Origin of the sequence: Reella acinonychis, from assembly GCF_052384575.1 — a bacterium.
Lineage (GTDB): Bacteria > Pseudomonadota > Gammaproteobacteria > Enterobacterales > Pasteurellaceae > JBQSUQ01.
Genome location: NZ_JBQSUQ010000019.1, coordinates 41,085 through 56,517, shown reverse-complemented (window position 1 = coordinate 56,517; position 15,433 = coordinate 41,085). Strand labels below are relative to the sequence as shown.

The following is a 15,433-nucleotide window of genomic DNA, read 5'->3' as shown; positions in this document are numbered from 1 at the left end:
GCGGATATTTTATTTATTTCTTTAATTGATAATGCCACTTAATTCTTTTATTCAACAGGCGAATGCTTTTGGAAAATTACGCCAACCTTTTTTCTTTTTAATTGATTTTGAACAACAAAAACCGCTGATTTGTCCTGTGGATAAAGCAGCAGAAAATGGATTGTTTTTTGATATTCGAGGTATCGCTAATCAAGAAAAAGTGTGGTCAAATTTACCCTTAAATTTAACTGCCTTTCCTATGTCATTGACGGAGTATCAATTAGGTTTTGATTTGGTGCAGCGGGAATTACAAAAAGGCAATTCCTACTTGCTCAATTTGACTTATCCTACTGAAATTGAAACAAATTATTCGCTATTACAATTTTTTCAGCAGACAAAAGCACCTTATAAACTCTATTATCAAAATAACTTTGTTTGCTTTTCACCCGAATGTTTTGTGCGAATTGAGCAAAATCAGATTTTTACTTATCCAATGAAAGGCACTATTGATGCGACTTTACCTGATGCAGAGCAGCAATTATTAGCTTCTGCTAAGGAAGAAAGTGAGCATTACACGATTGTGGATTTAATGCGTAATGATTTGGCTCTTGTTGCGCAACATATTGAGGTAAAACGCTTTCGTTATATTGATCGCATTGAAACGGAAAGAGGCGCAATTTTGCAGACAAGTTCGGAAATTGTCGGCAATCTTGCTTTGAACTGGCAAGATAATATTGGCACAATTTTAACTACATTATTGCCCGCAGGATCTATCAGTGGTGCGCCAAAAGAAAAAACGGTTGAGATTATTCAGCAAGCGGAAGGGCAAGCCAGAGGATATTACACCGGTATTTTTGGCTTATTTGATGGTGAAACTGTTGATAGCGCGGTTGCTATCCGCTTTATTGAGCAACGCAATGGGAAAATGTATTTTCGCAGTGGCGGTGGTATTACCAAACAAAGTGAATTACAACAAGAGTACGATGAATTATGTCAGAAAGTGTATGTGCCACTGATAAAATAATGGATTTTCCTTTATTTGAAACCATTTGTATTGAGCAAGGCAAAATAAAGAATATTGCTTTTCATCAGCAGCGCTATCAATCATCTTTGCTGCACTTTTATGGTAAAAGTGCGGTGAAAATTTATGATCTTTTGGCATTAATAGAAGAAAAGCGGGAATTTCACACCGCACTTTTTAATGCCCTTTGTCGCTGTCGCTTATCTTATAATGCTCAAGATGTGAACATTGAATTATTTCCTTATCAGCGCAAGAGCTACCAACGTTTTCACCCTGTTGTTTGCGATGATATTGATTATGGCTTGAAATACCAAAACCGCGATCGGTTGAATAAACTGTTGGCACAACGAGGCGATGCCGATGAAATCATTGTTATTAAGCAGGGCAAGGTGACGGATTGTAGCATTGGTAATTTGATTTTCCGTCAAAACAAGCAATGGTTCACACCAGATTCCCCTTTATTAGAGGGTACTCAGCGGGCTTATTTGTTACAACAGAAGAAAATTAAAGCAATCCCCATTTTCGCTGAAGATATCGCTAAATTTGATGAAATTCGGATCATTAACGCGATGAATGGTTTGGATGAATACTGAGGAAGGCAACATGGATTTACATAATATTCGTGAGGATTACAGCAAACAAGCGTTGTCGCGTAAGCAATGTGATCCCAATCCGATAAAACAATTTGAAAATTGGTTAAATGAAGCGATAAAGGCGCAAGTAAACGAACCCACCGCAATGAATTTGGCCACGATTAATGCACAAGGTCGGCCTAATAGCCGAGTGGTTTTGCTCAAAGAAGTGAATTCAGAAGGTTTTGTTTTCTTTACTAATTATTTGAGCCAAAAAGGACAAGCGTTAGCGCAAACCCCTTTTGCAGCATTGAATTTCTTTTGGCCAGAATTGGAACGCCAAGTGCGTATTGAGGGCAGCGTGCAAAAATTGGCTGAGGAACAATCGGATGCTTATTTTGCTTCTCGTCCTTATACTAGCCGTATTGGTGCCTGGGCGAGTGAGCAAAGTGCGGTACTAACCAGTAAAAATACCTTGTTAGCAAAAGCTGCACTTGTTGCGGCTAAACATCCAATGCATGTTCCGCGACCTGAACATTGGGGCGGATATATTGTGCTGCCTGATTTAATTGAATTTTGGCAAGGTCGCCCAAGTCGTTTACATGACAGAATTCGTTATCGTTTAGAACAGCAAGTGTGGGTAACAGAACGCCTCTCGCCATAGTTTATAGCGAACGTTTGTATGCGCCTTGTTCACATTCGATTAAGTTATCTAATTCTAAACTGAGTAATTGTGTTAATAAGATTTCTACTGGCAGTTGAGTGCGTTCTGCTAGCTCATCAATGGTAATGGGATGATAACTAATGTGCGCATAGAGTTCGGGAAAAGTGGGTTGGACTGTTTCTTTTGGCTCTTGAGTTGATCCTGTAATTGATGTTTGGCTAATTTGTATCGGTAATTGTGTCGGATAAGGCGAGAGATTTTCAATAATATCTTTCACATTCTCAACTAAAATAGCGCCTTGTTTAATTAGCCGGTGGCAACCTTGGCTGGCAGCATTGTTGAGGTTGCCTGGCACTGCAAAAACTTCACGATTTTGTTCAATGGCATAGCGTGCTGTAATCAATGAACCGCTTTTCTCCGTTGCTTCTACTACTAAGGTCCCTTGTGCCATGCCACTAATAATACGGTTGCGTCTGGGAAAATTGGCGGCAACGGGTGGCTGATCGGGTAGAAATTCTGAAACCAAGCAACCTTCATAGGCTAAAATTTTTTCGGCTAATTTTTTATGTTGAGCTGGATAAATTCGATTTAATCCGCTACCAAGCACTGCTATGGTTTTGCCTTCAATATCGACCACAGCTTGATGGGCAATGCCATCAATCCCTATCGCCAACCCACTGGTTACAATAAATCCGGCTGCCCATAATTCCATCGCAAAATATTTTGCCCAATATTCTCCATAATGAGAGCAACTTCGGCTACCAACCAAAGCAATTTGTGCGCAGTTCAGATTTTCAGGGTTACCTTTAACAAAGAGTAAAGGTGGTGGTTGGGCAATTTGTTTGAGTAAATAAGGATATTGGGGTTCAAAATAAGAAATAATATGTTGGTTGTTTTTCTGATCTTGCCACATTAATGCAGGCTCAATATAAGCTTTTTTCGGCGTAAACCAGCGTTCAATTTGATTATGGCGCCAACCTATTTGTTGTAGAGTTGTTTTGTCGTAATTCAACAATTCTTCAGGGGAAATATGCGATAAGATTTGATAAATACTATGCGCACCTAAATGAGGAACTTGCATTAAACGCAGCAAAATTTCAGTAGAATTTATCATTCTTATGTCCTTATTTTTTCATTATCTCATCGAACTTTAACTACCACCCTATTGCTTGCCAATTGGCTCTGTTTTTTCTTGGAATACAGATCACAAAATGGAGAAAAAACGGTTAATTTTTTGACCGCACTTTGTTTTTCTCTTATTATGCGTAGCCATAGGGCTAACAAAGAAAGGACAGATTATGAGCGTATTTGAAATTGCACGAAATGCGAATGGACAGAGTTTTGGTGTTACTGCAAAAATGGCAAACCGCCATGGTTTAATTGCTGGTGCGACGGGAACGGGAAAAACGGTTACGTTACGTAAACTTGCTGAGGCATTTAGTGATAGTGGTGTACCTGTTTTTCTCGTTGATGTAAAAGGCGATTTATCAGGTATGACAGTCAAAGGCAGCATGCAAGGCAAAATTGCAGAACGTATTACGCAGTTTGATTTAGGTGGCGAAAGTTATTTAGATGGCTACCCTGTTTCTTTCTGGGATGTGTTTGGTAATACAGGTATCTCATTACGTACGACCATTTCAGAAATGGGACCTATGCTGCTTTCACGTTTATTAAATTTAAATCCAACGCAAGAAGGACTGCTCAATATTCTCTTTCGTGTTGCGGACGATAAGGGATTATTGCTGGTGGATTTAAAAGACTTGCGTGCGATGTTGAAATATTTAGCAGATAACGCAAAACAATTTCAGCTTGAATATGGCAATATTTCGGCAGCGAGCGTGGGCGCCATTCAACGCGCTTTATTGGTACTTGAAAATGAAGGTGCAGATAAATTATTTGGCGAACCTGCATTGAATTTAGAAGATTGGCTACAAACACTTGATGGTCGTGGCGTGATTAATATTTTGAATTCAGAGAAACTTATTAATTCTCCTCGTATGTATAGCGCGTTTTTGCTGTGGTTAATGTCTGAATTATTTGAGCAATTGCCAGAAGTGGGTGATCCTGATAAACCAAAATTTGTTATGTTTTTTGATGAAGCACATTTACTTTTTGATGGTGCACCGAGTGTTTTAGTTGAAAAAGTCGAACAGGTTGTACGTTTAATTCGTTCCAAAGGTGTGGGGATTTATTTCGTCACACAGAATCCATTAGATTTGCCAGAGACAGTGTTAGGTCAGCTTGGTAATCGTGTGCAACATGCGTTGCGAGCCTTCACGCCTCGTGATCAAAAAGCAGTGAAAACCGCAGCAGAAACCTTTAGAGCAAATAAAGGGGTGAATGTGGTTGAAACGATTACAACTTTAGGTGTGGGTGAAGCATTGGTTTCATTCTTAGATGAAAAAGGCATGCCGACACCCGTAGAAATTGCCATGATTTATCCGCCAAAAAGCCAGCTTGCGCCTTTAAGTGCAGAACAGCGTCAAGCTTGGGTAAAAGATGATGCTCTCTATTCATATTATAATAATTATGTGGATAATTATTCTGCTTTTGAAATGTTGGCAGAACAAGCGAATTTAGAACAAGTCGCGCAAAAGCAAGCTGAACAGGCTCAGAAGGAAGAAGAGGAAGGCATTATGGGCAGTTTAAGCCGTATGATTTTTGGTACCAAAAAGCGCGGTGAAAAACTGACGGTAACTGAAGAATTGGTGAGTGGCGTGGCAAAATCCGTTGGTCGCAACATTCGTAACCAAGTTACTAAACAAATCATGCGCGGGATTTTAGGTGCATTGAAAAAATAATGCGTTGAGATTGGGTATTTAAAGAAAAGTGCGGTGTTTTTCACCGCACTTTTTGTTACAAGTTATTCTTTGTATTTATTTAAATATTGTTGCTTTTTATCTGGGGTAACAAGTTCAAAAGGAATAAAGTTATATTGGGCAACTTTTTCGCCTTTTGCCGCTTTATATGCCATTTCAGCACTCACTTTTCCTTGACCCGCTGCAGATTGATAAACAGTTGCATCTAGCCCTTTGCCTAAGTATTCAAGTGCATCAGGTGTTGCATCAATTCCTACGACAATCATGTCTTCATCATTCATGCCCATTTTTCTTGCAGCAAGTAGAGCACCAATTGCCATTTCATCATTGTTACTTAAAATCACATTAATATCTTTGTGTACAGCAAGTAGATTTTGTGTCACATCCATTGCTTTGGCGCGATCCCAACGTGCTTCTTGTTTACTCATAATTTGAATTTCAGGGTTGTTTTTTAGCGCTTTTTCATTCCCTTCGGTACGTTTAATTTGAGCATCCCAGCCAAGTGGTCCCATCAGAATAATCGCTTTTGCCGCTTTGCCATTTAATGTTTTAATGACAAATTCCGACTGCATTTCGCCCGCCTGAATTTCTTCTGAGCCAACATAGCTCGTGACATATTTCATGTCTTCATCTTTTGGTTTTCCATTGACGATAATGAGTGGAATTTTGGCTTTTTTAGCTTTTACACCAATGGCTTTAATGATATCAGGATCGGTTGGGAAAACTAATAACGCATTTACGCCGGAATCAATAAAGGTTTCAATGTCATTTAACATTCTTGCGGGATCAGAATTTGCATCTGCGTATTTAAATTTGACATCTGCATTGCTGTCATCAAAAGCTTGAATGGCATCTTGCACATAGGTTGGATACTTATCGGATAAGCTATACATTGAAACACCAACCGTCATTTCTTTTGCGGATACAGTTGAAGCTAAGCCTGTTAATAGGCATAAAGTGAGTAATTTCTTAACCATAATAAAAACCTCTACATAATGATTTAACGGGTTGCCATTGATAAAAAAGGGTGGAAAATCCACCCTTCATTGTTGAGATTATTTATATTTCGCTTTGTATTCTTCTTTTTTGTCTGGCGTAACAAGTTCAAATGGCACCCATTTAACATGAGGGACTTCTTCGCCTTTTGCTGCTTTATATGCCATTTCAGCACCTGTGGTACCTTGACCTTGTGCAGATTGGAATACGGTTGCATCTAAGCCTTTGCCTAAGTATTCAAGTGCATCAGGAGTTGCATCTAAGCCCACAATAATAATATCTTCATCTTTTACTTTGAGCTTATTACTTGCTAACACTGCACCAATTGCCATTTCATCATTATTGCTGACGATAACATTGAGGTTTTTATTCGCTGCAAGTAAGTTTTCTGCGATTTCTAAACCCTTGGCGCGGTCCCATTTGCCTTCTTGTTCTGCTAACAATTTAATATTGCTATTTTTCTCGAAGACGTCTTTGTTACCCTGAGTACGTTTAATTTGGGCATCTTGACCTAGAGGTCCCATTAAAATTGCTGCTTCAGCCGGTTTGCCATTTAAGGTTTTAACAATATATTCAGCTTGGATTTGACCACCGGTAATTTCATCAGAACCTACATAGCTTGTAATATATTTCATATCTTCGTCTAATGGTTTACGGTTTACCACTACAAGCGGAATATTGGCTTTTTTCGCTTTTTTACCAATCACTTTAACGATGTTTGGGTCTGTTGGTACGATAAGAAGCGCATCGACTTTTTGGTCAATAAAGGTTTCCACATCGCTTAATAGTTTTGCAGGGTCTCCATTAGCATCTGCTAATTTAATTTCTACGTCATCGTGTTTTTTATCGAAATCACGAACAGCATCTTGTAAATAAGTTTGCCATTTATCAGAGAACGCTACCATTGGTGCACCAATAACCACATTTTTTGCTGCAGCCTGTGCACTGAGTAATACGCTACCACATAGTACGGCGAGTAATGCTTTTTTCATAGTTTAACTCCTTCGAATTAAAGGTTTTATTAGCTGATAAGAATTAATAATTCTTAGAATAGAAAATATAAATTTCAATGCATGAACAATATGGAATGATTTGTTCATTTTTGATATATATCATTAAGCTATATTTTAAGCAATGTTGCAGATACAAAAGTGTGAACTAGATCGTATTTTTGATGGTGTAGCATTAAATATGCAGTGATTTTGAAGAGAAAAGTGCGGTGAAATTCACCGCACTTTTATGCAAACTCAAACCCTAACCCAATGTCTTTCAGGTATTTTTTCTCATTGGATAAATCTTGTTTAATCAGAGGGTTACGATCGAGGTATGCTTGCTCAAATTTGAGGTGCCACTGTTGTGGGGTTACGTTGAGATGAATATTTTGAGGCAATTCCGTTGCTTGACGAGAGCGGCAGATCAGAATAGCGAGGCGTAATAGACGCACAAGGGACAAAATATCCTGTGAATGATAACGTGCAGATTGCAGGATATCCTCAATATTAAATGGATTTTGTTGTAGACGTACTAAAGCAGATAAAAGGCGTTGTTGCTCTTTATCAAAGCCGGGCAATTCCATATTTGCTAAAATATAAGCGGAATGTTTGGGCATGTTTTTGTGGTTTATAACGATACCCACTTCATGTAGCAACGCTGCCCAAAGCAGAATTTCTTCCATTTCATCTGCTAAATGTGGTTCTTGCCATGCTTTCATTTGTTGTGTGAGTTGCACCACATTTTGACTGACACGCTCCGCTTGTAAACGGTCGATGTTGAATTGCTTGGCAAGGGATTCCGCGGTACGCTGGCGGATGTTGATGACCTGAAAATCTTGATCGAGGCTATACATTACCCCTTCGCGTAATGCGCCATCAGAGTATCGCATTTGTTCAATACCATAGCTGTCAAACACCGCGCTTAAAATGGCTAACCCCGGCACAAAAACATCTGCGCGATCTTCATTTAAACCTGAGAGTTTTAATTGATTAAAATGGGTGACCTTGAGGGTCCGTTCAATTAGAAAGTCGAGACGGCCAGGAGTGATGATGCCATCTGGATCGATATTTTCCATGATGACTTGATAAACGGTTTTAATTGTACCAGAAGAACCGAGTACATATTGCCAGCCTGATTGGCGATAAGTTTCGCGGAGATCTGCAATGCGGCTTAAGGCAGTACGGCGTGCACGTTCAAAATTCTGTGCCGAAATTTCGCCTTGTGGGAAAAATTGTTTAGCAAAGCTGACGCATCCCATATCACGACTTTCGGCAATAATCGGATTAAATCCTTCACCGATGATCATTTCTGTGGAGCCTCCACCAATATCAATCACCAACTTGCGTCCGTTTTCAGGCTGAGTGTGTGAAACCCCCGCATAGATCATTTTGGCTTCTGTTTGACCTGAAATAATATTAATTGGATAAGGGAAGACCGTTTTGGCTTGTTGCAAAAATGCGTCATTATTAACCGCACTTCTGAGGGTATAAGTGCCGACAACATTAACGTTTTCCGCTGGGAAACCTTGTAAGCGTTCAGCAAACAGAGCAAGGCAATTAACACCGCGATTAATGGCATCTTGATCTAACACGCCATGTTCGTCTAAGCCTTTAGCAAGCTGCACTTTTTGTTTCAAACGGGATAAAATTTGAATTGAGCCGTTCACAATACGTGCAATGATCATGTGGAAGCTATTTGAGCCTAAATCAATGGCAGCGATTTCACGCACATTATGTGTTCCCACTTTGGAAAGTGCGGTGGCTTTTCTGATTAAATTAATATTATTCATAATCCTGCAACGTTATTAAAACTCAAATTCATAAAGTAAATCAACAGCTTGGTTAACCCCAGATACAGATTGTAAGAAAACTTGTGGGAAAAGGCGATAACGTAATGTGACTTCTGCTAAGCCATCAAATAAGCCGATACCATATTTAATTTTTAAGCGTGGTGTAATATTGCCGCTGACCACAACTTTTGAGCTATCGCCAACACCTGCGGTACCTAAGTTCAGGTCTTGAATACCGAAAGCTTCGCCAATACCGCCCACTAATTTTCCGCTTTTGGCTAATCCCATGCCTAATAATGCGGCACCGATTGAACCACCAGAACCGGCTTCGCCACTGTTTTCTAGTGAGCGTCCAGTGAGAATATAAGAGAGCGCTTGATCCTGTGGCATACTTGGTTCCGAGAAGACTTTAACTGTCGGAGCTTCTGCAATACCAGTGACTTTCACACCAGCGACAATATTGCGTTTTTCCATCGCTTCAGGATTGCGAATTGCCTCAATATCTAAAATAGGTTGAGATGGCATGCCTGCAAAGCCAATGCGCCCTTTGCGAATGAGTAAGTCTTGGCCAAAAGAGGCATAGCGTCCATTTTTGAGGTTAATTTGCCCAAAGAGCCCCAATTTTCCTTTTTCTTGGCGTACTTCAAGTGTGCCAAGCAATTCACTATTTAAACCATAGGCGTTAATTTGAACATCATCACCAATGTTAATTTTCAAATCAGATTTAATTGCCATGCCTGATTTGGTGGTGGCAGCCATTGGACGTGAAGCAAAAATATCTTTATTATTTACCGCACTTTTTCCGCTGAGGATGACTTCATCTTCACTCACTTTGACAGCACTATCAGGCAAACTTTCAATCCGAATTCTTGCCCATGGAATATTAATATTTCCTGTCAATTCGAGTGTTTTCGGATCAACATTTACGGTCACATCAGGTGTTAATTTTACTTTCGCCATAGAAGGAATATTGACTAAGAAATTCTCTCCTTTAGCATGAACTCGCGCACTCCAACGATCTAAATGTTTCCATTGCGCATCACCATCTAGGCTCAAGTTGCCTTCTGAGGTTTGAATATCACCTTGTAAAGTTGAACTGTTACCATGGAAATTTAATGCCACTGTACCGTTATTAATTTCCACTGGGCTCGATTTCATTTTTAAACGCAATTGGTTGATATTTAAACTGCCATTTAATAAAGGTGCATTAAGATTTCCAGCAAAGCTTAAACGAGAATTAAGATTACCCGATACATTCTCGCCATTTGACAGCAATTGATTCGCTAGATTTAAATTAACCCCATCAATATTGAGATTGCCGCTCAGCTTGCGCCCATTGGCAATATCCGCAATTTTGATATCGCTTTTAATTTGTCCATTATTTTGGATTTGAATATCCGAATTAACTGCTAAATTATTGTTTTCCAATTGTGCATTAATAGCAAGTTTTGGAATAGCTAATTTGAAGGTGCGGTAATCTAGTTTGTGTGCGATATTTATCTGATCAGAATGAAGCTGCAAATCTAATTTAACAGGTTTATTTTCATACCAGCTGAATTTACCGTTGCTACGAAGATTACCCTGTAATAAATTGTTTTGCTTACTGATTTTATTCACTAATGCTAAATCTAACCGTTTGAGTTCAAATGGAATTTCGCCCTGTTTGCCCGCTTTAAACGTTTGTGGAAAACAAAGATCAATCTCCGCATGCTGCCAGCAATGGCTCGAAATTGTAGCAATAGTCTGCTTGTTATCAAACGCAACCTCGATATTTTGATTGTTTTTCACATTTCCGATTGGCGTTTCTATTGCCACTTGGCTAACGGTGCCTTTCCATAATTGCAAACTGCGGTCAAAATTTCCCGAAATATTGAGGTTAGCCGCAACAGGATCACCATTGGAGCGGAGTTGTACTTGATGTGATTTCTCATTGCCCGAAGCGGTCAATTTTGCATTAGTAAGTTTAATATCACCTTGGCTAAAGCCATTGAGATCAACGGCTAAATTACCTTGGATTTGTTGTTCCGTTGTGATATTGCCTTTGGCGGAGACTTGGTTAATTTTTAAATCTTGGAAACGAATGTTACTACCGACCAAATCCACATCAAGATGAGGTTCTTGCACTTTTCCTTTAATATGCGCTTTACCTTTTAATGAAGCGGCAAAATGAGGGAGCAACCCTTGTAAATCAGGGGCGTTAATATCTAAATTTAAATCTGAATTTTGCTCAGCAAGCAGCCCTTTAAGCACAATGTGATTATTACCATAGTCTAAATTCAGTTTCGGCGTATTGAGCAATTCTTTTTGGTTTGAGTGAAGTGCACCTTTTAGCGTTAATGGGCGTTGAGAAACTGAACCTTGCACATCAATATTGGGAACATCAACAGTCCAACCCTGTTGATTGACTTCGCCATTGCTTGTTAGATTACCCGATAAAATAGCTGGAAAATCTTTAATGTAAGCACCTAAATTAATTTTATTTAAATCAGCTGCAGTTTGCCATTTTATGCCTGTTTTCCAGTCAAGATTACCCTGTAATCCTAATGTACCATTTAGGGCATTGGCTTGTAATTTCTCAATATCTAAATGAGATAAACCGCCTTTCGATTGGAGATCTAATTGCGTTTTAGGTGCGCCCATTCCTTCGATTTCACCTTTTAAGGTAGCTTGATAATCGAGCAAATTACCCTGCGCATTGAGATGAATCTCTTTGGCTTTGAGAGGGTCAGCTGTTTTATCAAAAGGGTATTGGAATTTAGAGGCAGATAAATTGAGATTAAATGGTGTTTTTTCGGCGTTAAGCTGTACGTCACCATTCAATGTTGCCTCAATAGCACCCTGTGTTTTAATCGAAAGTGCGGTGCTTTTTTTCAGATTTCCAGATACGGATAAATCAACGACAGATTGAGGTAATAAAACGCTGTCGCCTTGTTTAAAGCTGTTGATATCCGAATGGAGAGTTAAATCAACGGGCATATCCTGATCTAACTGAAATTTGCCACTTGCTTGCAGGTTTCCCACAGAGCTATTAATCGCTAATTTATTTAACTGCACATCCGCCCCAGTTGCATCTGCCTGAATTTGTACCTTAGGAATATCAATGCGTTGACTTAGTTTGCCATCGGTGAATTGTTCAAAGGTCCAATTATTACCACTGATGTCGGGAATGTGCATATCAAAAGGCAATATGATTTCTGGTATATCCGCAAGGAGCGGCTTAGCTAGCTGTTGTTCTAGGCTTGGCCAATCGATAGGTTGATTTGGTTGTTCTTTGATTTGAGCTTGTTTTTTACTTTGTGTATTAAGCACATAGCTGAGATTGTTGATTTCTGTCGGTGCAATGGTGAGACCCGTCTGATTATTTAAATCAATCGCGGTATGAAATTGCCCAAGGTTAATTTTATCCTGATCAATGCTGAGATTGACATTATCTACCGCGACATCTTTCACTTCCACAGACACCGGTAAACTCAGGCGTTTCATGGTGGTTTTCTCTTGTGTTTGTTCGGTAGAAGGTGGCAATAATGCGGTATCTATTTCAATATTTGTTTGTTGTAACTGCAGATTTTCAATACACAATTTCGCTTTGAGCAAGCAAGAAAAATCTAATTGAAGGTCTGCTTGTTGCACTTGCGTATTGATGCCATCGGATTGAAATTGAACATCTTTTAGTTTTAAGCCATTTTGTAATTTGCCCTCAATTTCGCCCACTTTTAGGCCATCCACCCATTTTTCTGCTTGTGAGATTGCCCAATGAGTACCTATTTCAGAACCTAAAATGCCACTTACGCCAACGCCAAGCAAAGCCACTAACACGCCAGTGGCGGCTAAAGTGCGGTAGAAAATTTTCGATTTTTTCCCTTTGGATTTAGCAGCAGGTTGGCTTGATTTTTGTTCCTTGTCCTGTGTTTGTTCAACTGGCTCTGTCATACTAAATCTCCGCCCCTAAACCAATATAAAATTGAATATTTTTGCTGTTATCTTTATCTCGAACAGGGGTTGCAATATCAAATTTAATCGCCCCTACTGGTGACGCCCAACGCACGCCAAGACCTGCCCCATGTCGTAATTCGTTGACTTTATAAGCATCAGCTGCGAGTCCGACATCATAGAAGGTAGCAAGCCACCAACTTGGGTACACTTGATATTGATATTCCAATGATCCTGTTAGTAAACGCGAGGCGCCGATCAATTTGCCTTTATTGTCTTTTGGTGAGATTTTTTTATAGCCATAACCGCGTACGCTACGATCGCCACCAGCGAAGAAACGCATTGCAGGTGGCATTCGTTGTAAATCTTTTGTGTGTAGCCAACCGAGATCAACGCGGCTTACCATTCGATGATTTTCAAAAAAGGTTTTGATGACTGCTGCGGAGGCTCTGAGACGGATAAAATTCACATCAGAAAGCCACAGCTTTTGTCCAACATCCACTTTAAGACTGATATTGTGCCCCCAAGTTGGGAAGATACCGCCAACCATATATTTATGACTGATACTTGCTGTTGGATATACAAGTAAGGTTTTATCTGTTTGATCGGCTTGTGTAAAGCGATCATAACGAGCTTTTAAGCCCAATGAATATTGCCAGCCGTCAGGATATTCCCAATAACGTAATGCCCCAGCTGTAACTGCGGTGGATTTTGTGTCAGTTTTTGCATCATTCTCATTTTCGATACCAAAAGAGAATTGATAATATTCATAAAGGGGATTTTTCAATAATGGCATTTTATATGCCATTTCAACGGTTTGTTTTGGTGATGAAATATAAAAACTGGAGGTAAAACTATGTCCCCGGCTATTAATCCAAGGTTTTTTCCAGCCTAACTGAAAACGAGGGCCAACATCGGAAGAATAACCAATCCCCACTTCCATGGCATTTTTCTTTTTCGGTTGGAACAGAATATCAAAATCCACTGTTTTGTTTTTTTCATTTAATGTGGGTTGCATTAAAACGGACTGGAACCAGCCAGATGAAGTGTAATCATTACTGACTTTTAACACATCATTGAGCAAATAGTCTTCGCCAGGATGAATAGTCAGAATATTTTGTAAATAATCTTCACGAATTTGGGAATTTTGGAATCGTATTTCGCCATAACGATAGCGTGCGCCACTTTCAAATAATAATCGCCACCAGGCTTGATAGGTCTCAGGCATGACTTCCAAACGATGAACGGTAAAATCTGCGTCGAAATAACCCCGTTGAACGGCTAATTTTTGCAATGCAGTTTTATAATCTTCGTAGGTTTCGTGATTTAAAATGGTATCTGGTTTAGGTAAAGTTTGTTGCAACGATTGAAATGCTTCATCTTCAGCAGCCGCGCCCTCAATACGAACATCCGTTTCAGCCAGGCGTACCGGTTTCCCTAAGGTAATATCTGCAATTAAAACAGGTTTCTTTTTACCTTGGTCAAGGCGAAAATCGAGTTGGTAGTCATAATAACCTAACACGCGTAAGCCTTTGTAGATGGCTTCTCTTACCAATTCTTGATAACGTTCTGAACCATCCGCTTCTTCCGCATTAATGTCATTAATATAAATTTGAACGTTATTTTTTAAACTTTCCTGTTTAAGCCCAGTAATCTTTACGTCAACTTTTCTTGCCGCTGAATTATTTAATTGTTGTTCAATATTTTGTTCTGGCGTTGTTTCTTCTGCTTGAGCAGATTGCTCAGCGAAGCTTGCTTGGCTATAACCAAACCAAATAAAGCATAATAGAGATAGATGAGATCGGGTTAATTTCATTGGTGTTTATATTCGGACAGATTTATATTTATTGCCCTTAGTTTACTTTCTAACAGGGTAATGCGCAATTATAGAAAGCGGTAATTGGCTTATTTCGTATAAATTTGTTTAATATCACCAAAGGCGTCAGGCAGCGCTTGTTCAGAAATGAGTAAGTCAAATTGATTGACATTAGCAACATAAGCTTTCTGTACTTTATGCAACTTAGAATGATCAAAAATTAAAATGGCTTGTTTGGTTTTCGCCATTGCTTTATGTTTTGTTTTCGCTTCTTCAAAATTAAAACAAGTTACACCTTGTTGAAGGTCCACGCCGGCAGCGGAAATAAAGGCTTTATCGGTGCAAATTGCATCAAGCTCATTGTTTAATTGGATCGGCGTTAAGAAAGAATTATGGCGTGAATAATTGCCGCCACATAAAATCACGTCGCAGTTAGGCTTTTCTTGTAAAATGAGGAAAGTGTTAATAGAGCAACAAAGTGCGGTGAATTTTAGCGAAGAATCTATTTGAGAGGCAATGAAAGGAATGGTAGAACCACAGTCAAAAAAGACGACATCACCTTCTTCAATAAGATTCGCAGCGAGCCGTCCAATTTCCATTTTTTCTGCAATATGTTTATTTTCATGTTCAAAGATTTGGTAGCTATGTTCATTACTTTTTTGTAAATCTTTTACAATATAGCCACCAAGCAACAAAATGGAGCCAGAATGGGCATTTAAATCACGACGAATTGTCATTTCTGACACATTCAGAATATTTGCCGCATCGCGTAAATGGATTTTATCCATTTGTTTAAGCAAAAATTCTAACTTTTGAATACGTGATTGTATTTTTTTATCCATTTTGCTGCTCCT

11 protein-coding genes are annotated in these 15,433 nt (G+C 39.2%); 4 read left to right on the top strand and 7 right to left on the bottom strand.

All coding sequences use genetic code 11. The annotated features are described in order from the left end of the window. The first annotated feature begins 31 nt into the window (after nt 1-31). Genes ACT2CV_RS09215 through pdxH form a run of 3 tightly spaced genes read left to right on the top strand, consistent with a single transcriptional unit; the run spans nt 32 to nt 2,236 of the window. Nucleotides 32-1,003, top strand: a complete 972-nt coding sequence (locus ACT2CV_RS09215) for an aminodeoxychorismate synthase component I (RefSeq protein ID WP_464973335.1) — start codon at nt 32-34, stop codon at nt 1,001-1,003. Then, nucleotides 1,003-1,593, top strand: coding sequence for an aminotransferase class IV family protein (locus tag ACT2CV_RS09210; protein WP_464973974.1), 591 nt, complete (start codon nt 1,003-1,005; stop codon nt 1,591-1,593). The genes ACT2CV_RS09215 and ACT2CV_RS09210 overlap by 1 nt, the downstream gene beginning before the upstream one ends. Before the next feature lie 10 nt (nt 1,594-1,603). Then, a complete protein-coding gene (gene pdxH / locus ACT2CV_RS09205; RefSeq protein ID WP_464973336.1) occupies nt 1,604-2,236 on the top strand; it encodes a pyridoxamine 5'-phosphate oxidase in 633 nt (210 codons plus the stop codon). Between the two features lies 1 nt (nt 2,237). Here the strand turns inward: pdxH and dprA are convergent, their stop codons facing one another. Then, on the bottom strand, nt 2,238-3,350 hold the full coding sequence (dprA, locus tag ACT2CV_RS09200; RefSeq protein WP_464973337.1) for a DNA-processing protein DprA: 1,113 nt from the start codon (nt 3,348-3,350) through the stop codon (nt 2,238-2,240). A 184-nt stretch (nt 3,351-3,534) separates the two neighbouring features. Here dprA and ACT2CV_RS09195 point away from each other — a divergent pair, with 184 nt between their 5' ends. Further along, nucleotides 3,535-5,037, top strand: a complete 1,503-nt coding sequence (locus ACT2CV_RS09195; RefSeq protein ID WP_464973338.1) for a helicase HerA-like C-terminal domain-containing protein — start codon at nt 3,535-3,537, stop codon at nt 5,035-5,037. A gap of 62 nt (nt 5,038-5,099) precedes the next feature. Here ACT2CV_RS09195 and ACT2CV_RS09190 read toward each other — a convergent pair whose 3' ends face one another. The 6 genes from ACT2CV_RS09190 to deoR all read right to left on the bottom strand — a co-directional run bounded on the left by ACT2CV_RS09190 (nt 5,100) and on the right by deoR (nt 15,421). Further along, the gene (locus ACT2CV_RS09190) at nt 5,100-6,032 is read right to left on the bottom strand and encodes a sugar ABC transporter substrate-binding protein (RefSeq protein WP_464973339.1); all 933 of its coding nucleotides are present in this window, start codon (nt 6,030-6,032) and stop codon (nt 5,100-5,102) included. Nucleotides 6,033-6,110: 78 nt separating this feature from the next. Then, complete coding sequence (locus ACT2CV_RS09185; RefSeq protein ID WP_464973340.1) at nt 6,111-7,043, bottom strand: sugar ABC transporter substrate-binding protein; 933 nt, start codon at nt 7,041-7,043, stop codon at nt 6,111-6,113. A 245-nt stretch (nt 7,044-7,288) separates the two neighbouring features. After that, complete coding sequence (ppx, locus tag ACT2CV_RS09180) at nt 7,289-8,833, bottom strand: exopolyphosphatase (RefSeq protein ID WP_464973341.1); 1,545 nt, start codon at nt 8,831-8,833, stop codon at nt 7,289-7,291. A 15-nt stretch (nt 8,834-8,848) separates the two neighbouring features. Beyond that, nucleotides 8,849-12,763 (bottom strand): autotransporter assembly complex protein TamB, encoded by a 3,915-nt coding sequence (gene tamB, locus ACT2CV_RS09175; RefSeq protein WP_464973342.1) that lies wholly within the window; start codon nt 12,761-12,763, stop codon nt 8,849-8,851. 1 nt (nt 12,764) lies between these two features. Continuing rightward, nucleotides 12,765-14,579, bottom strand: coding sequence for an autotransporter assembly complex protein TamA (gene tamA / locus ACT2CV_RS09170; protein ID WP_464973343.1), 1,815 nt, complete (start codon nt 14,577-14,579; stop codon nt 12,765-12,767). An 89-nt stretch (nt 14,580-14,668) separates the two neighbouring features. Further along, nucleotides 14,669-15,421, bottom strand: a complete 753-nt coding sequence (gene deoR / locus ACT2CV_RS09165; RefSeq protein ID WP_464973344.1) for a DNA-binding transcriptional repressor DeoR — start codon at nt 15,419-15,421, stop codon at nt 14,669-14,671. Nucleotides 15,422-15,433 lie beyond the last annotated feature (12 nt).